Raw genomic sequence first — 19,911 nt, forward strand, 5'->3', positions numbered from 1 at the left:
TGATCAGATGGTCGCGACGGAGCCGGAGTCGACCCGCCAGTTGGAGCCGTTGACGAAGCTGGCGCGCTCGGAGCAGAGGAACGCGACGACGGCCGCGACCTCCTCGGGCTCACCGCGGCGCCCGAGCTCCATGTGGGGGCGCTCCTCCTCCAGGAACGAGGCGATGGCCTCGTCGAAGGAGCAGCCGAGCTCGTCGGCGCGCTTCTCCATCATCGCGTCGGTCATCGGGGTGTGGATGAAGGCCGGTGACACGCAGTTCACGAGCAGGCCGTCCTGGGCGTAGGTCTGCGACAGCCCCTTGGCGAAGGCGAGCACGCCCGCCTTGGCCGCGCAGTAGGGCAGCTCGTCGTCGTAGGGCTGCACCGCGTCCTCGGAGGTGAGGTAGACGATCCGGCCCCAGCCGTCCTTGCGGAGCGACGGGAGGACGGCCCGGGTGACGCGCACCGGGGCCAGCAGGTCGATGGTCAGCGTGTCCACCCAGCCGTCGTCGTCGATCTCGTGGAACTTGCCCTGGGCGCCGGTGACGCCGGCGGAGTGCACGAGGATCGAGAGGCCCTTCTCGTCCGCGACCTCCTCGACGTGGCGGGCCAGCTCCCGGGCCGCCGCGTCGGTGGTGAGGTCGGCAGCGACCGTGTGCAGCCGACCCGGTGCGGCGTCCAGCTGTGCGGCCGCCTTCTCGAGCGACTCCTCGTCCTTGTCGGTGAGCACCACGGTCGCGCCCTCCTCGAGGAGGATGCGGGCGGTGTGCCAGCCGATGCCGGAGTCCCCTCCGGTGATGAGGGCGGTGCGTCCGTCGAGTCCGAGGTCCATGACGTCCACGCTGCCCACCGAGGAGAGGGTGTGAACCACTCGGAGGGGTGTGCGCAGAGGGGTGTGTGCGGAGGGGTGTCGGCGACCGGGTGATGCCTGGAGCCCGCCACCGCGCTGCGATGGGGACATGACGCGATTCGGGTACACGTTGATGACCGAGCAGTCCGGGCCCAAGCAGCTGGTGGAGTACGCCGCCCGCGCCGAGCAGGTCGGCTTCGACCTGCTGGTGAGCAGCGACCACTACTCGCCCTGGCTCACGAGCCAGGGCCATGCGCCGTACGCCTGGACGCTGCTGGGCGCCGTCGCCCAGGCCACGTCGGACGTGGAGCTGATGACCTACGTGACCTGCCCGACCATGCGCTACCACCCCGCGGTGGTGGCCCAGAAGGCCGCGACGCTGCAGATCCTGGCCGACGGCCGGTTCACGCTCGGCCTGGGCAGCGGGGAGAACCTCAACGAGCACGTCGTCGGCGAGGGGTGGCCCGCGATCCAGACCCGGCAGGCCATGCTCGTCGAGGCGATCGAGGTCATCCGGCGTCTGCACACCGGTGACCTGGTCGACTACGCCGGCGAGTTCTACCAGGTGGACTCCGCCCGCATCTGGGACGTCCCGGAGCAGGGCGTCGACATCGGTGTCGCGGTCTCCGGCGACCGCTCGGTCGAGACCTTCGCCCCGCTGGCCGACCACCTCGTCGCCGTGGAGCCGAAGGCGGAGCTGATCACGACCTGGAACGGGGTGACCGGCGCGAAGCGCATCGGTGCCGACGGTCGGGCCGTCGGGCAGATCCCGATCTGCTGGGGCCCCGACGAGGAGAAGGCCACCGAGCTCGCCCACGAGCAGTTCCGCTGGTTCGCCGGCGGGTGGTCGGTCAACGCCGACCTGCCGACGCCGGCCGGGTTCGCGGGTGCCACGCAGTTCGTCCGGCCCGAGGACGTCGCCGACAACATCCCGTGCGGCCCGGACCTGGACAAGATCGCGGAGGCCGTCTCGGCGTTCACCGAGGCCGGCTTCACCGACGTGGCCCTGGTCCAGATCGGCGACGAGACGCAGGAGGCGTTCCTGTCCGAGGCGGCCGGGCCGCTGCTGGAGCGGCTCAGGTCCTGAGCCGGACAGGAGAATCTCCGGCCAGGTATTCGACAGACCGCAAATCATCTGTCACCGTGCTCGTATGAGCATCGAGACCTCCATCGCAGCCCTGGTCGAGGACGAGACCGGTCAGCCCTACCCCTACCGAGCCGTCGAGCTGGTCGAGCCCGACTGGACCCGGTTCCCCGGCTGGAAGGACGTCACGGCTGCGGAGTGGGAGTCGGTCCAGTGGCAGCGCAGCCACTGCGTCAAGAACCTCAAGCAGCTGCGCGAGGTGCTCGGCGACCTGGTCGACGAGCGCTTCTACGCCGACCTCGAGCGCGACCAGGCCGAGCGCGCGACGATGTCGATGCTGGTGCCGCCGCAGATGCTCAACACGATGGCGTCGCACGTCGCCCCGCGTGGCGCCGGGAGCTTGACCGACGCGTTCTACGCCGACCCGGTGCGGCACTACATGCTGCCGGTCTTCTCGGACCGACGCACCGACTGGCCCAGCCACCCCCATGCCACCCGCGACAGCCTGCACGAGCACGACATGTGGGCGGTGGAGGGGCTGACCCACCGCTACCCCACCAAGGTCCTCGCCGAGCTGCTGCCGACCTGCCCGCAGTACTGCGGCCACTGCACCCGGATGGACCTCGTCGGCAACTCCACGCCGACGGTGGAGAAGCTCAAGCTGACCGGAAAGCCGAACGACCGGCTCGGCGCGATGATCGACTACCTGCGGCGTACCCCCAGCGTGCGCGACGTGGTCGTCTCCGGCGGCGACGTCGCCAACATGCCCTGGCCCCGGCTCGAGGCGTTCCTCACCGAGCTGATGACCGTGGAGAACATCCGCGACATCCGGCTGGCCACCAAGGCGCTGATCGGGATGCCGCAGCACTGGCTGCAGCCCGACGTCGTCGAAGGCGTGAACCGGATCGCCACCCTCGCCCGCAGCCGCGGCGTCAGCCTGGCGATGCACACCCACGCCAACCACGCGAACTCCGTCACCCCACTGGTCGCACGGGGCGCCAAGGCGATGCTCGACGCCGGCCTGCGCGACGTGCGCAACCAGGGCGTGCTGCTCAACGGCGTCAACGCCGACCCGCACGCGCTGCTCGACCTCTGCTTCCGTCTCCTCGACGGTGCCCAGGTCATGCCCTACTACTTCTACATGTGCGACATGATCCCGTTCTCCGAGCACTGGCGGGTCTCGGTCGCCGACGCGCAGCGCCTGCAGCACCACATCATGGGCTACCTGCCGGGCTACGCCACGCCGCGCATCGTGTGCGACGTCCCGTTCGTCGGCAAGCGCTGGGTGCACCAGCTCGCCGGCTACGACACCGAGCGCGGCATCTCGCACTGGACGAAGAACTACCGCACCTCGATCGAGGCCGGCGACGCCGAGGCGCTGCAGCGCACCTACACCTACTACGACCCGATCCACACGCTGCCGCAGGCGGGCCGCGACTGGTGGGAGCAGCACGGGCGGCTCGACGAGTCCGCGCTCAAGGCCGCCGAGGTGGCCGAGGCGTCGCGTCGTACGGCGGCGCTCCAGGCCTGGTGACCTACTCGCCCGTCACCGGTCGGTTCTCGTAGTAGGTCGTCAGCACGATCGTCGTCCGCGTCGACACGTTGGCCGCCGAGCGGATGCGCGCCAACAGGTCCTCGAGGGCGGCCGGCGTCGTCGAGCGCACCTTGAGGACATAGGACTCCTCCCCCGCGACGGACCAGCACGACTCGATCTCGGGGATGTGCTCGAGCCGGGCGGCGCAGTCGTCGGGCTGGGAGGGGTCGATCGGCCGGATCGAGATGAACGCGGCGAGCGGCAGCCCGATGTCGGCGTGGTTGATCGTCGCGCCGTAGCCCTGGATGAGCCCACGCTGCTCGAGCCGCTTGACGCGCTGGTGCACCGCCGAGGTCGACAGGCCCGTCGCCTTCCCGAGGTCGGTGAAGGACATCCGGCCGTCCTCGGCCAGCAGCTGAAGGATCTTGCGGTCGGTGGGCTCCACGGCGGACTGACTCACGTGCGACACCCTAGGCCCCCGCGTCCCACGGAGCAGGCACCCTAGGGTGTCGTCGTGCCACGAACCGACCGCCTGATGCTGCTCGACACCGCCTCGATGTACTTCCGCGCCTTCTTCGGGGTGCCGGAGATCCTCGCCCCCGACGGCACCCCGGTGAACGCGGTGCGGGGGCTGCTGGACTTCATCAGCCGCCTGGTCGAGCAGTACGAGCCGCGCGACCTCGTGTGCTGCTGGGACGACGACTGGCGCCCGCAGTGGCGGGTGGACCTGGTCCCGACGTACAAGGCGCACCGCGTCGTCGAGGTCGTCGAGGGCTCCGCCGACGTCGAGGAGGTGCCCGACCCGCTGGAGGTGCAGGTGCCGATCATCCGCGAGGTCCTGGCCGCCCTCGGCATCGCGGTGGTGGGTGCACCGGAGGCGGAGGCCGACGACGTCATCGGCACGCTCGCCACCGGGGCGGGGCAGCCGGTCGACGTGGTCACCGGCGACCGCGACCTGTTCCAGCTCGTCCACGACGGCGCGTCCGGCGAGGGCTCCGCGGACGAGGTGCGGGTGCTCTACATCGCCCGGGGCGTCGGCAACCACGAGCGCGTCACCGAGGAGTGGGTCCGGGAGAAGTACGCCGTCGAGGCCAGCCAGTACGCCGACTTCGCGACCCTGCGCGGCGACACCTCCGACGGGCTCCCCGGGGTCAAGGGCGTCGGTGAGAAGACCGCCGCGACGCTGCTGCAGCGCTTCACCGACCTCGACGGCATCGTCGCCGCCGCGGACGACCCCGAGGCCGACATGGCCCCCGGGGTCCGCGCGAAGATCAAGGCGTCGGCCGACTACCTCGCCGTCGCCCCCGAGGTCGTCGCCGTGCGACGCACGCTCGACGTGCCGCGCACCGGCTTCGCGCTCCCGACCGAGCCGGCTGACCCGGCCCGGCTGGCGACGCTCGCCGCCGAGCACAACCTCGAGGGCCCGGTGGAGCGACTCACCACCGTGCTGGCGCGGCTCGCCTGACGGGTTGCCGGAGGACTCCTCCCACCCGGTCGGGCGAGCAGGCGCGCGCAGCGCCCCGTAGCGTCGAGGGCATGACTCGGATCGCTGTCGTCGGTGGCCACGGACAGGTGGCCAAGCACCTCCACATCGCCCTGCGCCGCTCGGAGCACACGCCCGTGGCGCTGGTGCGCAACCCGGACCAACGCGAGGAGCTCGAGGGGCTCGGTGCCGAGGTCCGCCTGCTCGACATCGAGTCCGACGACGCCGACGCGTTCGCCGCCGCCTTCGAGGGCTGCGGCGCCGTGGTGTTCGCTGCCGGCGGCGGGCCCGACGGCTCCATCGAGCGCAAGCGCACCGTCGACCTCGAGGGCTCGCTGAAGTCCATCGAGGGTGCTCGACGGGCCGGCATCAGCCGCTTCGTCCAGCTCTCCGCCATCGGCGTCGACAACCCCCTGCCCGAGGACACCGAGCCGGTGTGGCGCGCCTACGTCGAGGCCAAGCGCGACGCCGACGCCGCCCTGCGTGACTCCGGCCTGGACTGGACGATCATCCGTCCCGGTCGGCTCACCGACGACCCGGCGACCGACGCCGTCCGGCTGGCCCCCGAGGTGGAGTACGGCGAGATCCCGCGCGCCGACGTGGGCGCCGTCCTGGCCGCGGTGCTGGACGAGCCCGGCACCGTCGGCCAGCAGGTGGACCTCGTCGCCGGCAACGACACGGTCGCCGACGCCGTACGCGCCCTCGTCTGAGCGTCCCCGCGCTTCTGGGGCCCCCTACTCGGCGAGTCCGGACATCGCGACCACGCCGCGGCGCAGGCGCTCGACCACCTGGCGGGCGGTGTGGCGCAGCGGGGTGTCGCCGGCGGCGTCGGCGACCTGTCCGGCGAGGTCGAGGAGCTGCTTCATCCAGCGCACGAAGTCGCCGGCCGAGAGCTCACTCTCGCCGAGCACCTCGTCGAGGTCGTCGCCCTCGCACCAGCGGTAGGCGATCCACGCGAAGCCGAGGTCGGGCTGGCGCAGGAAGTCCAGCCGGTTCTCCTTCTCCAGCCGGTCCAGCTCGCCCCAGAGCCTGATCGTCGCGCCGATGGCCGCCTTGGTGGCGCCGCCGGGCACCCGCGGCGAGCGGGCGTCGTCGGGGCGGCGCGCCTCGAAGCAGAGCGTCGACAGGGCCGCGGCCAGCCCGGAGGGATCGAGGTCGGCCCAGATGCCGCGCCGGATGCACTCCGCGGCCACCAGGTCGAGCTCGGAGTAGAGCCGGCGCAGGTGCGCGCCCTCGGTGGTGACCTGCGTGTCGTCGCCGTCGGCGGTGAGGTAGCCCAACGACGTGAGCACGTCGCAGACGCGGTCGAACTGCCGGGCCACGGTGTTGGTGCGGTTCTCGACGCGCCGCCGCAGGGTCGCGGCGTCCTTGTCGAGCTTGAACCACCGCTCCGCCCAGCGGGCGTGGTCCTCGCGGTCGGGGCAGCCGTGGCAGGGGTGCGCCTTGAGCTCGCGCCGCAGGTCGGTGATCTCCTGCTCCCACGGCGCCGGCTGCCCGGTACGCCGCTGGGCGGCCGCGTTCCCGCGCGGGAGGTCCCGGGTGCGCTCCCGCAGCTGGTGCGCGAGGTCGCGGCGCATCTGTGCGTTGCGGGGGTTGAAGGTCTTGGGCACCCGCATCCGGGTCAGCGCCTCGACCGGCACGGGGAAGTCGATCATCGCCAGCCGGCGTGCCTGGCGCTCCTGGGTGACCACGTAGGGGCGCGGTCCCTCGGGCGACCAGCCCGGGTCGATGACGACGGCGTACCCCGCGAACTTGCCGGTCGGGACCTCGATGACGTCGCCGGGCTTGAGGAACTTCAGCGAGGCGATCGCCTCCTGGCGCTGGTCCTCGCGCCGCTGCCGGCTGGCGCCCTTCTCCAGCTTGTTGATGCGGTGCCGGAGGCCGGCGTACTCGATGAAGTCGCCCTGGTCGCAGGCCGCGGCCTCGGCGTAGCCGTCGAGCGCCTCCTCGGCCTTGCGGAGCTGCCGGGCGAGCCCGACGACGGCCTTGTCGGCCTGGAACTGCGCGAAGGACTGCTCGAGCAGCTCGCGCGCCACGACGCGGCCGAACTGGCTGACCAGGTTGACGGCCATGTTGTAGGAGGGACGGAAGGAGCTGCGCAGCGGGTAGGTGCGGGTGGAGGCCAGGCCGGCGAGCTCGCGCGGGTCGGTGCCGGGCTGCCACAGCACGACGCCGTGGCCCTCGGTGTCGAGACCGCGTCGACCGGCACGGCCGGTGAGCTGGGTGTACTCCCCCGGCGTGATGTCGGCGTGGGTCTCGCCGTTCCACTTGGTGAGCTTCTCGATCACCACGGTGCGCGCGGGCATGTTGATGCCCAACGCCAGGGTCTCGGTGGCGAAGACGACCTTGCACAGCCCCCGGACGTAGAGCTCCTCCACGATCTGCTTGAAGGCCGGCAGCATCCCGGCGTGGTGGGCCGCGACGCCGCGCGTGAGCCCGTCGAGGAAGTCGTGGTAGCCCAGCACGTGCAGGTCGTCGGGGTCGAGGTGCTTGGTGGCGTCCTCGACGAAGGCGAAGACCTCGTCGCGCTCCTCGGGCGTGGTGAGCCGCACCCCGGCGGCGAGGCACTGGGTGACGGCCGCGTCGCAACCGACCCGGCTGAAGATGAAGACGATCGCCGGCAGCAGGCCGTCGCGCTCGAGGCGGGTGATGACGTCGGGACGGCTGGCGACCCACACCCGGCGCCCGTTGCCCGACCTCGGCCCGGACTTGGGCCCCGAGCGACCCCCGCCGCGACGGTCGCGCGGTGAGCGCCGGTCGCGCATCCGGGAGGCCGCCCAGTCGTCGCGGGCGACCTTGAGCAGCTCGTCGTTGACCGGGGCACCCTCCTTGACGAAGCCGGCCGCGGCGTCGACGTCGGAGGAGGCGAAGAGGTCGAGCAGCCGTCGGCCGACCATGACGTGCTGGAACAGCGGCACCGGGCGCCGCTCCTCGACGATCGTGGAGGTGTCGCCGCGCACGGTCTCCAGCCACTCGCCGAACTCCTCGGCGTTGGACACCGTCGCCGAGAGCGCCACCAGGCCCACCGACTCCGGCAGGTGGATGATGACCTCCTCCCAGACGGCCCCGCGGCTGCGGTCGGCGAGGTAGTGGACCTCGTCCATCACGACGAAGCCGAGCCGGTCCAGGGTGCGCGAGCCCGCGTAGAGCATGTTGCGCAGCACCTCGGTGGTCATGATGACGATCGGCGCCTCGCCGTTGACGGTGTTGTCACCGGTCAGCAGCCCCACCTGGTCAGGGCCGTAGCGGGCCACGAGGTCGGCGTACTTCTGGTTCGACAGCGCCTTGATCGGCGTGGTGTAGAACGCCTTGCGGCCCTGCGAGAGCGCCAGGTGGATGGCGAACTCCCCCACCACCGTCTTGCCCGAGCCGGTCGGGGCGGCCACGAGCACGCCGCGGCCGTCCTCGATGTCCTTGCACGCGGCGATCTGGAACTCGTCGAGGGGGAAGCGGTAGAGCTCGCGGAAGTCCGCGAGCACGGGGTGGGACTGGCTGCGGCGGAAGGCGGCGTACCGCTCGGCCGGGCTCTGGTCACCGGTCGCGTCACTCACGGTCCCCAACCTACGCGGGGGTCAAGACCTCCAGCGCCCCCGGCGCGCACTCCACGGTCATCGGCAGCGGTCCGAAGCGCTCACCGTCGGCGTAGGTGACGATCCCGGGCGCAGCGACGGTGACCCGGCGCACCCGGTGGTGCTCGTACTGCCGGTGGGTGGTGTGGGTGCCGGTGAACAGCTTGGGGTAGGTGCGGACGAGCTCGCCCTTGCCCATCGGCTTGATGACGACCACGTCGAGCAGCCCGTCGTCGAGCAGCGCGCCCTCGGTGATCCGCAGGCCGCCGCCGAAGGACGGCCCGTTGCCCACCGCCACCATCATCGCCTCCAGCGAGCGGGTCTCACCGTCGAGGTCGAGGGTGTAGGAGATCGGGGTGAAGGTGCGCAGCTCGGCCAGGGTGGCGATGTTGTAGCGCATCTGCCCGTGCGGCCAGGTCATCGCGTTGGCGCGCTCGTTGACCTTCGCGTCGAAGCCGGCCGCGAGCACGGTGACGAAGTGCTTGTCCCCGGCGCGGGCCAGGTCGATGCGTCGTCGGCGGCGCGGGTCCTCGGGGCGTCGCAGCGCGTCGACCACGACGTGGGTCGCGGCCGCCGGGTCCCGGCGCGGCAGGTCGAGGTAGCGGGCGACGTCGTTGCCGGTCCCGGCGGGTACGACGCCGAGGGCCGTGCCGGTGCCGGCCAGCGCCTGCACGGCCAGGTGCACCAGTCCGTCGCCGCCGCAGACGACCAGCGCGTCGACGTCCGGGACGGCCGAGCGCGCCAGCGCCAGGGCCTCGTCGGCGTCCGCGCCGACCAGGTCGAGCACCTCCACGTCGGTCCCGCGGAGCACGTCGAGCGCGGCCTCGCGGGCACGCGCGCCCCGGCCCTTGCCCGAGGTCGGGTTGGTCAGGAGCGCCACGCGGGGTGCGGCATCGGTCACCCGGGCGAGACTAGTGCCAGCCCTACCGACGGCGGCGGGTCGCCGCGCGCTCCTCGCCGATGCGGAACACGACGCTCCAGTCGTCGGCGGAGGCGCCCACGGCCTTGGACAGGCGCGCCAGGGCGTCCAGCGCGCGTCCGGCGGTCAGGTCGCGACCGGGCACCGCGAGCGACAGGCGTCCCTCGGGACCCGGCGGGTGGGTCACGCAGAGCACCTGCCCGTGCCGCCACGCCTGGTGGGCCCGGGTGCGGGTGTCGTCGTCGACGACCGGCGCCGGGTAGGCCTCGTCGACCGCCAGCAGGTCGCAGGGGTGCTCGGGGTGCGCCCGCTCACCGTCGTACAGGGTGCCGGTGACGAGGTGACCCGAGCGCAGCCCGGAGGCGGAGGTCCAGGTCACCTCGTCGGTGCCGAGCCACTCGGGCAGGTCGAAGGGGTCGACCTCGTCGGGGTGCGGGGCCTTCACGACCGGCCCTCCTCGGCGCGGGGCGTCACAGCTGGGAGGCCTCGTCGGGCGACAGCCCGGCATAGGGCTTGTTGCGGGCCCGGCGCTTGTCGTTCCACCGCGCGATGATCTCGGCGACGAAGAAGAGCAGCACCATCGGCACGGCCATGAACGTCATCGTGAACGGGTCGGCCGAGGGGGTGGCCACGGCGGCGAACACGAACAGCCCGACGATGATCCAGGGCCGGTGGTCGGCGAGCTGGCGCCCCTTGACCACGCCGGCGAGGTTGAGCAGCACCACGAAGACCGGGATCTCGAAGGCGATGCCGAAGACCAGCATGGTGCGGGTGAAGAACTGCAGGTAGCCCGAGAACTCCAAGATGTTGGTGATGCCGTCGGGATTGAACCCGATGAGGATCTCCAGGCCCTTGGGCAGGGTGACGTAGCCGATCCAGATGCCGAGCAGGAACAGCGGCGTCGCGACCGCACCGAAGACGCGCGTCCACTTGCGCTCGTGGGCGTGCAGCCCGGGCATGATGAACGCCCAGATCTGGTAGAGCCAGACAGGTGCAGTCGCCACCAGCGCCGCGAAGCCGCAGAGCTTGAGGTAGAGCATCAGGCCGCCACCGGCTCCGGTGGTGGTGGCGAGGGTCTGCTTGTCCTCCAGCCGCGCCACGGCCTCCTCGTAGGGGCCGTAGACGAGGTCGAAGAGCTGGTCGAAGAAGAACAGCGCGACGACCAGCGCCACGAGCAGCGTCAGCGCGACCTTGAGGATGCGCGCGCGCAGCTCACGCAGGTGGTCGCTGAGGGCCATCCTCCCGTCAGGACCGACGGGGTGGTGGGGCTTGCCGACGAAGAGGCCGACGATCCCGCGGAGCGCCACTCAGCCGTGCTGCTGGTCGCGGTTGGTCTCGCCGACGGTGGGCGAGTCCGTGGAGGTCTCCTGCGTGGTGGAGGTCGGCAGCTCGCCGGACGGCTTGGCCTCCTTGGTGGCGTCGTCGTCCTCGTCGTCGCGCAGGCCCTTGGTCTCGGCCTTGAAGATCCGCAGCGCCTGCCCGGTGCCGCGGGCCAGGTCGGGGAGCTTGGCCGCACCGAAGACGAGGATCACGATCGCGAGGATCACGAGCCACTCGGCGCCCTGGGGCATGGCGATCAGCGAGAACATCTGGGGCACTGCCTTCTCTCGGGGATGCGGCGCCGTCGGCACCGCGGGCTGCTGCCGCCCATCCTACGTCGGGTCAGGAGTAGAGGCTGAGCGTGGCCCGCGCGGCGGTCGTGAAAGAGTCGGTGAACTCCTGGGGCGCCACCACCTCGGCGTACGGCGCCAGGCGCAGCAGCAGCCGGGTCAGCCACCGCTCGTCGGCGACCCGCAGGTCGACCTCGAGCGGTCCCTCGGGGTCCTGCGGGTCCACGGGGCGGGTGGCCAGCACCGGGTAGTAGTCGACGACCCAGCGGGCCTCGGGCGCCAGCCGGAGCGTGACCACGACGGTCTCCTGCTCGTCGATCACCCCGGCCGGCAGGTCGCGACCGGGCCGCGGGCTCGTGCTCACCGGGCTGTCGAGCACCTCGGCGTGGTGGATGCGGTCGAGGCGGAACAACCGCGGGGCACCGGCGGCGTGGCAGTGGGCGTCGAGGTAGGCGTAGCCCTGGCCGCGGGTGACCGCGTGCGGGTCGACCACCCGCTCGGTCTCCTCGTCGCGGCTCGGCACGAAGTAGCGCAGCCGCACCTGTCGGCGCTGCTCCACGGCCTCCTGGAGCCGGCGCGCCAGCAGGGCCACGTCGGCGTCGGCGGCGCCCTGGCCGGGGTCGATCTGGTCGACCCCGCCGTGGGCGGCGGCGGCCTCGAGCTTGGCGAGGGTGCGGTCGAGCACCTCGCGCGTCTCCGGGCCCGCGCTGTTGCGCAGGGCGCGCAGCGCCACGATCACCGCGCTCGCCTCGGTGGGCGTCAGGCGCAGCGGCCGGGCGAGGTAGTCGGCGTTGGAGACCCGGATGACGCCGTCGCCGTCCTCCTCCAGCGCGTCGAGGTCCACGTCGATCAGGTCGTCGGGGTAGCCACCGGGCAGCCCGCACATCAGCAGCACCTTGAGGTCCTTGACCAGCTGCTTGGGCGTGGTGCCGAGGTCCCGCGCGGCCTCGTCGACGTGGACGGTGCCGCGCGCGTGGAGGTAGGGCACCAGGGTCAGCAGGCGGCCGACCTGGTCGCGTGCCTGCGGGACCGGGGTCGCGCTCATCGTGCCCCTCCTCCGCTCGGGGTCTCGTGGCCGAGGGCCCTGGTGAGCCGGTCGACGACCTGGTCGCGCAGCTCGGTGGGCTCCTCGACGACCACCGAGTCGCCGTGGGTCAGCACCTCGTCGGCCAGCCCCAGGTGGGTGCGGGTGAGCCGCACCCGGTCCCAGCGGGTGCGCTCGTCGGGTCCGGCGACGTCCTCCTCGACGTGGTCGGCGCCGCGCCGCAGCGTGTGGCCCGCCCCGCGACGGACCAGCAGCGTCGCCTCGACGCGGACCGGGTCCGGGGCCAGGCGGCGGGCCAGGGCCTTGACGTCGGTGCCGGCCGGGATGTCGTACGCCGCCACCGGCCCCTCGGGACGGGCCTGCCCCTGGACGCGGGAGAGGCGGAAGACGCGCTCCTCGCCGCGGTCGGTGTCCAGCCCGACGACGTACCAGCGGCCGGCGTAGCGCGTGACGCCCCACGGCTGCAGGTGCCGCGTCGTGGTCTCCGTGGCCGAGGCGGTGCGGTAGTCGAACGCGACGGCGCGGCGCTCCTGCACCGCCTCCCAGAAGACGTCGAAGGACGGCTCGTCCGCGCTCAGGCGCGGCTCGACGATGTCGAGCGCGCCCGGGTCGACCGGGACACCGAGCGCGCTGAGCTTGCGCACGGCGTCGGTGGTCGCCTCGGCCAGCTTGGCGTGCTGCCACACACGGGTGGCGAGCCCGATGACGGAGGCCTCGTCGGCGGTCAGGTCGATGTCGGGCAGCGCCAGGTGGTCGGGACGGATGCGGTAGCCCGGGTCGTCGTCGAAGTAGGCATCCATCTGCCCGATCTCGATCGGCACCCCGAGGGCACGCAGCTCGTCCTTGTCCCGCTCGAACATCTTCTCGAACGCCTCGTCCGAGGACCCGGGGTACAGCAGTTCACGGATCCGCTGCTTGGGCACGTAGTGCCGCTGCACGAGCAGCATGATGAGCAGGTTCATCAGCCGCTCGCTCTTGCGGACGCTCATGCTCGGTCCCGGGAGGGGTGGGGGTGCTGGACGGTGGTGGTCAGGACTCGTCGTCCAAGGGGCTCTCGGAGGCGTCCGCGCTCGGGCTGGGCTGGGACGACCCGGACTGCTGGGGCTGCTCGGGCTCCTGGGGCTCCTCGGTCTCCTCCGGCTCGGGCTGCACCGGCTTCGGGGCGCGCGCCAGGATGTCGACGAGGAAGTAGATGGTGTCGGTGCCCTTGATGCCGGCGCCCTCGTTGCCGGACGCGCCGTAGCCGAAGCGCGGCGGGAGGGCCATCCAGACCCGGCTGCCGACGGTCTTGCCGGCCAGGGCCTCCTGCCAGCCGGGCACCAGGCCGGACAGGCTCTGCACCAGCGGGTCGCCGTCGTAGCTGCCGTCGAAGGGCTTGGGCTTGGCGTAGACCGAGCCGAGGTAGTCGACCATCACGACGTCGGACTTCTTCACGACCTCGCCGTCACCCTCGACGACCACCTGGACCTGCAGGCGGCCGGTCGGGCGGGGGCGGTCCTTGAACCGCATCGACTCGGGCTTGCCGTCCTCGTCGAGGACCAGGTCGGGCGCGAAGCCGGTGCCCTCCTCGGCGTACGGCTCGTCGACGCTGTCGGGGCCCAGCACGTCGAAGACCAGGAGCAGCGGGTCGGCGTTGGAGATGCCGAGCTGGGAGTTGCCCGAGGGCCCCACGACCTCCTCGGCGACGACGCTGGCCGCGATCCGCGAGCCGACGGTGGCGCCCTCGAGCGCGGTGGAGAAGACCTCGGTCAGCTGCTCGTCGGCGAGGTCGACGACCTCCGGCAGCGAGGTGTACGTCGACAGCGCCTCGGACTCGTCGTAGCCGTTGCCGATCCAGTAGTGCACCAGCGCGTCGCCGTCGGCGGCGAGCTCGGGGCCGTCGCCGGCCACCACGGTCTCCACCTCGGGGTCTGCGGTCGCGCTGAAGTCATCGCCCCAGGTGACCTGCGGGGGCTCGCCCACCGCCCCGGTGACCTCCACGGCCTCCAGGCCGGCGCCGGAGTCGGCGTCGTCGGAGCCGCACGCCGCGAGGGCGGGGATCAGCAGAGCAGGGGCGACCAGCAGGGCCAGCGGTCGGCGTACGCGTCGAGGCACCGGGGATTCCTTCGCGAGGTGGCGTGCAGAGCAGGGGAACCCTACCGCTCACATGCTGTCGATCAGACGCTGGACCCGCTCGTCGTAGGCACGGAAGGGGTCCTTGCACAGCACCGTGCGCTGGGCCTGGTCGTTGAGCTTGAGGTGCACCCAGTCGACGGTGAAGTCGCGGCGGCGCTCCTGGGCCTTGCGGATGAACTCGCCGCGCAACCGGGCCCGGGTGTTCTGCGGGGGCACCGACTTGGCCTCGAAGATCTTCAGGTCGCTGGTGACCCGGGCGACCTTGCCGCGCTTCTCCAGCAGGTAGTAGAGGCCGCGCTGGCGGTGGATGTCGTGGTAGGCGAGGTCGAGCTGGGCGATCCGCGGGTGGCCCAGCGGCAGCCCGTGCTTGGCGCGGTAGGCGTCGATCAGCTTCCACTTGATGACCCAGTCGATCTCGGTGTCGACCAGGCCCAGGTCGTCGGACTCCACGGCCTTCAGGCCGCGCTCCCACAGGTCCAGCACCTGCTCGATCACGGGGGTGGAGATCTCGCGGCGGTCGACGAAGTCCCGGGCCTTGGCGAGGTACTCGGCCTGGATCTCCAGGGCACTGGCCTCGCGGCCGTTGGCCAGCCGCACCTTGCGCTGGCCGGTGACGTCGTGGCTGATCTCGCGGATCGCGCGGATGGGGTTCTCCATCGTGAGGTCGCGCATCACCACGCCCTCCTCGATCATCCGCAGCACCAGGTCGCAGGAGGCGACCTTGAGCAGGGTCGTGGTCTCGCTCATGTTGGAGTCGCCCACGATGACGTGGAGCCGGCGGTACTTCTCGGCGTCGGCGTGCGGCTCGTCGCGGGTGTTGATGATGGGGCGGCTGCGCGTCGTCGCGCTGCTGACGCCCTCCCAGATGTGCTCGGCGCGCTGGCTGACGCTGTAGCCGGCCCCGCGCGGGGTCTGGGTGATCTTGCCGGCACCCACGACGATCTGCCGGGTCACCAGGAACGGGATGAGCACGTCGGCCAGCCGCGTGAACTCCCCGCTGCGCGAGACGAGGTAGTTCTCGTGGCAGCCGTAGGAGTTGCCGGCGGAGTCGGTGTTGTTCTTGAACAGGTAGATCTCGCCGGCGATGCCCTCGTCGTGCAGGCGCTGCTCGGCGTCCAGCAGCAGCCCCTCGAGCACCCGCTCCCCCGCCTTGTCGTGGGTCACGAGGTCCACCACGTCGTCGCACTCGGGCGTGGCGTACTCCGGGTGGCTGCCCACGTCGAGGTAGAGCCGCGCACCGTTGCGGAGGAAGACGTTGCTGCTGCGGCCCCAGCTCACGACCTTGCGGAAGAGGTAGCGGGCGACCTCGTCGGGGCTGAGACGGCGCTGGCCCTTGAACGTGCACGTGACGCCGTACTCGTTCTCGATGCCGAAGATCCGACGCTCCATACCGGAACACTACGGGTCGGCCGGTGGCCGTGGACGCAACTGAGGGCTTTGGTCACCGAACGGTGATCAAAGCCCTCAGCTGCGAACAGGGTGGAGCAGGCGTGCCGCGCGCCCGGGGTCAGCTGACCGGCGGCGCCACCGGCGGCTCGTCGTCCGGCGGGGTCGAGGAGCCGGACGGGGACCCGGTGCCCGACGACTGCGGCGTGTCGGCCGCGGGGGTGCCCAGCAGGGTCTCGAGCCGCTCGGGTCGCAGCCGGGCGAACTTGCGCGGCTGGGTGCGGGTGCGGTCGAGCACGGCGACCTCGAGGTCGTCGGCGGGGATGGTGCGGTCCTCGGACTCGCTGTGGCCCAGCGCCGCCACGGCCAGGCGCAGCGCCTCCTCCAGGGACGCGCCGCGGGTGTAGTGCTCCTTGAGGTAGGTGCCCACCACGTCGGCGGCTCCGCCCATCACGGCGTAGTCGTGCTCGTCGGCGACCTGGCCGTCGTAGGTGAGGCGGTAGATCTGGTCGTCGGCGGCGTCGGCGCCGATCTCGGCGACGAAGATCTCGACCTCGTAGGGCTTCTCGCCACCGGAGGAGAAGATCGTGCCGAGGGTCTGGGCGTAGGCGTTGGCCAGGCCGCGACCGGTGACGTCGCGCCGGTCGTAGGCGTAGCCCCGCATGTCGGCCAGGCGCACGCCGGCGATGCGGAGGTTCTCGAACTCGTTGTAGCGACCGACCGCGGCGAACGCGATCCGGTCGTAGATCTCCGAGACCTTGTGCAGCGCCTGGGAGGGGTTCTCCGAGGCGAACAGCACGCCGTCGGCGTACTGGACGGCGACGACGGAGCGGCCGCGGGCGATGCCCTTGCGCGCGAAGTCCGCCCGGTCCTTCATCAGCTGCTCGGGCGAGACGTAGAACGGGGTGCTCATGCCTGGCCTCCGTCCGTGGAGATGGGAGCGTGCGGGCCGCCGGGTCGGCCCATCCGGCCGGCGATCACCGCGCCGGCGACGTCGGCGACGGTGTCGGGCGCCACGCGCGCACCGCCCTCGGCGGTGATGACGTGGACGATCGGGTAGATCGCGCGGGTGACGTCGGGTCCACCGGTGGCGGAGTCGTCGTCGGCGGCGTCGTAGAGCGCCTCGACGGCGACCCGGACCGCCTCGTCCTGCGACAGGTCGGAGCGGAAGAGCTTCTTCAGCGAGCCGCGGGCGAACAACGAGCCCGAGCCGACGGCGTGGAAGCCGGTCTCCTCGTAGCGCCCGCCGGTCACGTCGTAGGAGAAGATCCGGCCCGCGGCGTGGTCGAGGTCGTAGCCGACGAAGAGCGGCACGACCGCGAGGCCCTGCATCGCCATCCCGAGGTTGCCCCGGATCAGCGCCGAGAGCCGGTTGGCCTTGCCGTCGAGGGACAGCGTGGTGCCCTCGATCTTCTCGTAGTGCTCGAGCTCGGTCTGGAACAGGCGCACCATCTCGACCGCGAGCCCGGCGGTGCCGGCGATGCCGGCCGCGGAGAACTCGTCGGTCGGGAAGACCTTCTCGATGTCACGGCTGGCGATGATGTTGCCCATCGTCGCGCGACGGTCACCGGCCAGCAGGACGCCGCCGGGGAAGGCGACCGCGACGATGGTCGTGCCGTGCGGCGCGAGGTCCGCGGCGTTGCCCTGCGGCACGCTGCGACGGCCCGGCAGCAGGTCGGGCGCCTGCTGGGCCAGGAAGTCGCTGAACGACGACGAGCCGGGCTGGAGGTAGGACGCGGGGAGCCTCGGGTCGCTCACTGGCCGCCCTTCTGGATGAACGACTTCACGAAGTCCTCGGCGTTGGACTCCAGGACGTCGTCGATCTCGTCGAGGATGTCGTCGACCTCGGAGTCCAGGGCCTCCTTGCGCTCGGCGACATCGGTCTCGGGCGCGGTCTCGACGACCTCCTCGGTCTCCGAGGACCGTCGCGGCTGCTTCTGCTCCTGTGCCATGACCAGACCCTATCCACTCCCCGGGTGGATGCGGAGGGCGTTCGGTCCGTGTCCGCTGCCCGGTGCCGGCCGAGGGTCAGCGGGTCAGCGGGTCAGGGCGAGGAAGAACTCCTCCGGGGTCTCGCACCGGTCGAACAGCTCGCCCACGTGGGCCTGGGAGCCGCGCAGCGGGTCGATGGTCGGCACCCGCTGCAGCGACTCGCGCCCCGACAGGTCGAGGATGACCGAGTCCCACGACGCGGCGGCGACAGCCGCCGGGTAGCGCTCGAGGCAGCGGCCGCGGAAGTACGCGCGGGTGTCGGTCGGCGGCTCGTGCATCGCCCGCTCCACGGTCTCGTCGGTGAGCAGGCGCTGGATGCGCCCGCCCTGCACGAGGCGCTGGTAGAGCCCCTTCTCGGGACGGATGTCGGAGTACTGGATGTCGATCATCTGCAGCTTGGGGTCGTCCCACTCCAGGCCGTCGCGCTGGCGGTACTGCTCGAGCAGCTTGAGCTTGGCGACCCAGTCCAGCTCGGTGGCCAGCGACATCGGGTCGCGCTCGAGGCGGTCGAGCACGGACTCCCAGCGGGCCAGCACATCGAGGGTCTGGTCGTCGGCATCGGAGCCGTAGCGGTCCTCGACGTACTTCCTGGCCAGGTCGAGGTACTCCATCTGCAGCTGCACCGCGGTGAGGCGGCGCCCGTCGTGGAGCGTGACGAGCTGCTGCAGGCTCGGGTCGTGGGAGACCGCCCGCAGCGCCGAGACGGGTCCGTCCACGCCGAGGTCGCGGTCGATGAACCGGTCCTCGATCATCGCCAGCACCAGTGCGGTGGTGCCGACCTTGAGGTAGGTGGAGATCTCGGCGAGGTTGGCGTCGCCGATGATCACGTGGAGCCGGCGGTACTTCTCGGGGTCGGCGTGCGGCTCGTCACGGGGGTTGATGATCGGCCGCTTCAGCGTCGTCTCCAGGCCGACCTCGACCTCGAAGAAGTCCGCTCGCTGGCTGATCTGGTAGCCGTGGTCACGACCGTCCTGGCCGATGCCGACCCGGCCCGCGCCGCACACGACCTGGCGGCTGACGAAGAACGGCGTGAGGTGCTTGACGATGTCGGCGAACGGCGTGGACCGACGCATCAGGAAGTTCTCGTGGGCGCCGTAGGAGGCGCCCTTGCCGTCGGTGTTGTTCTTGTAGAGCAGGATCGGCTGCCCGCCGGGGAGCGCGGCGGCGCGCTTCTGGGCGTCGAGCATCACCTGCTCCCCCGCCTTGTCCCACCGCACGATGTCGAGCGGGTTGGTGACCTCGGGGGTGGAGAACTCCGGGTGCGCGTGGTCGACGTAGAGGCGTGCGCCGTTGGTGAGGATGACGTTGGCCAGGCCGAGGTCCTCGTCGGTCAGCTGGCTCGGGTCGGCGACCTGGCGGCTCATGTCGAACCCGCGGGCGTCGCGCAGGGGCGACTCCTCCTCGAAGTCCCACCGCGCCCGCCGCGCCTTCAGCGTCGCCGAGGCGTAGGCGTTGACGACCTGCGAGGAGGCCACCATCGGGTTGGCGGTGGGCTGGCCCTGCACGGAGATTCCGTACTCGACCTCGGTCCCCATCACCCGTCGCACGCTCATGGTTCGAGCCTACGCGGCGGCGGCGACGGTCGGGGCGCACCGACCACTACGGTGGCCCGATGAGCTGGTGGGAGAAGCGCGTGGTCCCGCGCCTGGTCGAGAAGGCGCTCTCGAGCGGCGACGTCCGCCGGGAGCGGGCGCTGGTCTGCGAGGGGCTGTCCGGCCGGGTGCTGGAGATCGGCTTCGGCAGCGGCATGAACCTCCCGCACCTGCCGGCGGCGGTCACCGCCGTGGACGCCGTGGAGCCGTCCGACCTGGGGTGGGAGATGTCCGCCGCGCGCCGCGGGACCGCGACCATCCCGGTCAGTCGGGTCGGGCTCGACGGCCAGCGCGTGGACGCCGACTCCTCGGCGTACGACGCGGTGCTGTGCACGTTCTCGTTGTGCACGATCCCCGATGCCGCGCTGGCTGCTCGCGAGATGGCCCGCACCGTGCGCCCGGGCGGGACGGTCCACGTGCTGGAGCACGGGCTCTCCCCCGACGCCGGTGTCGCCCGGTGGCAGCGCCGGCTCGACCCGATCGAGAAGCGGGTCGCCGGCGGCTGCCACCTCACCCGCGACCCCGTCGCCCTCCTCGAGCAGGCGGGCCTGGAGATCGTCGACCGCACCGAGCGCTACCTGCCCGGACCGGCCGTCGCCCGTCCGTGGGTCTACGGCTACCGGCTCCTCGCCCGGCGGCCTGCCGGCGGCTGACGCGAGCCCCGCAGGGGGAAGGTTCGACTGATGTCAGTCAGACCTTGCACGTCGCGGTCGAACCTTCGACCGCACACCGAAAGGTCTGACCGACATCAGTC

Annotated in this window: 20 protein-coding genes; 5 read left to right on the top strand and 15 right to left on the bottom strand. The window is 71.8% G+C overall.

Annotated elements, in window-relative coordinates; all coding sequences use genetic code 11:
- Positions 1–3: 3 nt before the first annotated feature.
- Positions 4–810: an SDR family oxidoreductase gene (locus tag A6R01_RS02200; protein WP_292603427.1), complete on the bottom strand. Its 807-nt coding sequence runs from the start codon at positions 808–810 to the stop codon at positions 4–6.
- A gap of 127 nt (positions 811–937) precedes the next feature.
- On the opposite strand from A6R01_RS02200, the gene A6R01_RS02205 reads away from it, so the two are divergent.
- Together A6R01_RS02205 and A6R01_RS02210 are read left to right on the top strand one after the other, a co-directional pair.
- Positions 938–1,915 (top strand): LLM class F420-dependent oxidoreductase, encoded by a 978-nt coding sequence (locus A6R01_RS02205; protein ID WP_292603109.1) that lies wholly within the window; start codon positions 938–940, stop codon positions 1,913–1,915.
- Positions 1,916–1,979: 64 nt separating this feature from the next.
- The gene (locus A6R01_RS02210; protein ID WP_292603110.1) at positions 1,980–3,446 is read left to right on the top strand and encodes a lysine 2,3-aminomutase; all 1,467 of its coding nucleotides are present in this window, start codon (positions 1,980–1,982) and stop codon (positions 3,444–3,446) included.
- Between the two features lies 1 nt (position 3,447).
- On the opposite strand, the gene A6R01_RS02215 is transcribed toward A6R01_RS02210, so the two are convergent.
- Entirely contained in the window at positions 3,448–3,891 is a 444-nt protein-coding gene (locus tag A6R01_RS02215) for an Lrp/AsnC family transcriptional regulator (protein WP_179533073.1), read from the bottom strand.
- 90 nt (positions 3,892–3,981) lie between these two features.
- Between A6R01_RS02215 and A6R01_RS02220 the strand changes: the two genes are divergently transcribed.
- Complete coding sequence (locus tag A6R01_RS02220; RefSeq protein WP_292603429.1) at positions 3,982–4,911, top strand: 5'-3' exonuclease; 930 nt, start codon at positions 3,982–3,984, stop codon at positions 4,909–4,911.
- Between the two features lie 71 nt (positions 4,912–4,982).
- Positions 4,983–5,639, top strand: a complete 657-nt coding sequence (locus A6R01_RS02225; protein ID WP_292603113.1) for an SDR family oxidoreductase — start codon at positions 4,983–4,985, stop codon at positions 5,637–5,639.
- A gap of 24 nt (positions 5,640–5,663) precedes the next feature.
- On the opposite strand, the gene A6R01_RS02230 is transcribed toward A6R01_RS02225, so the two are convergent.
- From A6R01_RS02230 to dop, 13 genes are all read right to left on the bottom strand, one after another.
- Positions 5,664–8,480: a DEAD/DEAH box helicase gene (locus A6R01_RS02230; protein ID WP_292603115.1), complete on the bottom strand. Its 2,817-nt coding sequence runs from the start codon at positions 8,478–8,480 to the stop codon at positions 5,664–5,666.
- A gap of 10 nt (positions 8,481–8,490) precedes the next feature.
- The gene (locus A6R01_RS02235; RefSeq protein WP_292603117.1) at positions 8,491–9,399 is read right to left on the bottom strand and encodes a diacylglycerol kinase family protein; all 909 of its coding nucleotides are present in this window, start codon (positions 9,397–9,399) and stop codon (positions 8,491–8,493) included.
- A 22-nt stretch (positions 9,400–9,421) separates the two neighbouring features.
- Positions 9,422–9,862 carry a hypothetical protein gene (locus tag A6R01_RS02240; RefSeq protein WP_292603119.1) on the bottom strand — a complete coding sequence of 147 codons (441 nt, stop codon included), beginning with the start codon at positions 9,860–9,862 and terminating at the stop codon, positions 9,422–9,424.
- Between the two features lie 25 nt (positions 9,863–9,887).
- Positions 9,888–10,724: a twin-arginine translocase subunit TatC gene (gene tatC / locus A6R01_RS02245; RefSeq protein WP_292603121.1), complete on the bottom strand. Its 837-nt coding sequence runs from the start codon at positions 10,722–10,724 to the stop codon at positions 9,888–9,890.
- Positions 10,725–11,006: a Sec-independent protein translocase subunit TatA gene (gene tatA, locus A6R01_RS02250; RefSeq protein ID WP_292603431.1), complete on the bottom strand. Its 282-nt coding sequence runs from the start codon at positions 11,004–11,006 to the stop codon at positions 10,725–10,727. It lies immediately after the preceding gene.
- A 73-nt stretch (positions 11,007–11,079) separates the two neighbouring features.
- Positions 11,080–12,072 carry a YafY family protein gene (locus A6R01_RS02255; RefSeq protein WP_292603123.1) on the bottom strand — a complete coding sequence of 331 codons (993 nt, stop codon included), beginning with the start codon at positions 12,070–12,072 and terminating at the stop codon, positions 11,080–11,082.
- Positions 12,069–13,061, bottom strand: coding sequence for a WYL domain-containing protein (locus A6R01_RS02260; protein ID WP_292603125.1), 993 nt, complete (start codon positions 13,059–13,061; stop codon positions 12,069–12,071). The genes A6R01_RS02255 and A6R01_RS02260 overlap by 4 nt, the downstream gene beginning before the upstream one ends.
- A gap of 40 nt (positions 13,062–13,101) precedes the next feature.
- The gene (locus A6R01_RS02265) at positions 13,102–14,166 is read right to left on the bottom strand and encodes an FKBP-type peptidyl-prolyl cis-trans isomerase (RefSeq protein ID WP_292603127.1); all 1,065 of its coding nucleotides are present in this window, start codon (positions 14,164–14,166) and stop codon (positions 13,102–13,104) included.
- Between the two features lie 48 nt (positions 14,167–14,214).
- On the bottom strand, positions 14,215–15,576 hold the full coding sequence (gene pafA / locus A6R01_RS02270) for a Pup--protein ligase (protein WP_292603129.1): 1,362 nt from the start codon (positions 15,574–15,576) through the stop codon (positions 14,215–14,217).
- A 118-nt stretch (positions 15,577–15,694) separates the two neighbouring features.
- Complete coding sequence (gene prcA / locus A6R01_RS02275) at positions 15,695–16,486, bottom strand: proteasome subunit alpha (protein ID WP_292603131.1); 792 nt, start codon at positions 16,484–16,486, stop codon at positions 15,695–15,697.
- Positions 16,483–17,331 carry a proteasome subunit beta gene (prcB, locus tag A6R01_RS02280; RefSeq protein WP_292603133.1) on the bottom strand — a complete coding sequence of 283 codons (849 nt, stop codon included), beginning with the start codon at positions 17,329–17,331 and terminating at the stop codon, positions 16,483–16,485. Before prcB ends, prcA begins: the two co-directional genes overlap by 4 nt.
- The gene (locus A6R01_RS02285) at positions 17,328–17,525 is read right to left on the bottom strand and encodes a ubiquitin-like protein Pup (RefSeq protein WP_292603135.1); all 198 of its coding nucleotides are present in this window, start codon (positions 17,523–17,525) and stop codon (positions 17,328–17,330) included. The genes prcB and A6R01_RS02285 overlap by 4 nt, the downstream gene beginning before the upstream one ends.
- A gap of 84 nt (positions 17,526–17,609) precedes the next feature.
- A complete protein-coding gene (gene dop / locus A6R01_RS02290; protein ID WP_292603137.1) occupies positions 17,610–19,118 on the bottom strand; it encodes a depupylase/deamidase Dop in 1,509 nt (502 codons plus the stop codon).
- Positions 19,119–19,177: 59 nt separating this feature from the next.
- Between dop and A6R01_RS02295 the strand changes: the two genes are divergently transcribed.
- Complete coding sequence (locus A6R01_RS02295; protein ID WP_292603139.1) at positions 19,178–19,810, top strand: class I SAM-dependent methyltransferase; 633 nt, start codon at positions 19,178–19,180, stop codon at positions 19,808–19,810.
- The last annotated feature ends 101 nt before the right edge of the window (positions 19,811–19,911 follow it).

Source organism: Nocardioides sp. REDSEA-S30_B4, assembly GCF_001627265.1.
Lineage (GTDB): Bacteria > Actinomycetota > Actinomycetes > Propionibacteriales > Nocardioidaceae > Nocardioides.

What these genes read in the sequence shown, in the direction of transcription:
- dop (WP_292603137.1), bottom strand. Translation starts at nt 19,118, where the DNA reads ATGAGCGTGCGACGGGTGATGGGGACCGAGGTCGAGTACGGAATCTCC.
- prcA (WP_292603131.1), bottom strand. Translation starts at nt 16,486, where the DNA reads ATGAGCACCCCGTTCTACGTCTCGCCCGAGCAGCTGATGAAGGACCGG.
- A6R01_RS02220 (WP_292603429.1), top strand. Translation starts at nt 3,982, where the DNA reads ATGCTGCTCGACACCGCCTCGATGTACTTCCGCGCCTTCTTCGGGGTG.
- A6R01_RS02285 (WP_292603135.1), bottom strand. Translation starts at nt 17,525, where the DNA reads ATGGCACAGGAGCAGAAGCAGCCGCGACGGTCCTCGGAGACCGAGGAG.
- A6R01_RS02205 (WP_292603109.1), top strand. Translation starts at nt 938, where the DNA reads ATGACGCGATTCGGGTACACGTTGATGACCGAGCAGTCCGGGCCCAAG.
- tatA (WP_292603431.1), bottom strand. Translation starts at nt 11,006, where the DNA reads ATGTTCTCGCTGATCGCCATGCCCCAGGGCGCCGAGTGGCTCGTGATC.
- A6R01_RS02225 (WP_292603113.1), top strand. Translation starts at nt 4,983, where the DNA reads ATGACTCGGATCGCTGTCGTCGGTGGCCACGGACAGGTGGCCAAGCAC.
- pafA (WP_292603129.1), bottom strand. Translation starts at nt 15,576, where the DNA reads ATGGAGCGTCGGATCTTCGGCATCGAGAACGAGTACGGCGTCACGTGC.
- A6R01_RS02210 (WP_292603110.1), top strand. Translation starts at nt 1,980, where the DNA reads ATGAGCATCGAGACCTCCATCGCAGCCCTGGTCGAGGACGAGACCGGT.
- A6R01_RS02260 (WP_292603125.1), bottom strand. Translation starts at nt 13,061, where the DNA reads ATGAGCGTCCGCAAGAGCGAGCGGCTGATGAACCTGCTCATCATGCTG.
- A6R01_RS02255 (WP_292603123.1), bottom strand. Translation starts at nt 12,072, where the DNA reads ATGAGCGCGACCCCGGTCCCGCAGGCACGCGACCAGGTCGGCCGCCTG.
- A6R01_RS02200 (WP_292603427.1), bottom strand. Translation starts at nt 810, where the DNA reads ATGGACCTCGGACTCGACGGACGCACCGCCCTCATCACCGGAGGGGAC.
- A6R01_RS02295 (WP_292603139.1), top strand. Translation starts at nt 19,178, where the DNA reads ATGAGCTGGTGGGAGAAGCGCGTGGTCCCGCGCCTGGTCGAGAAGGCG.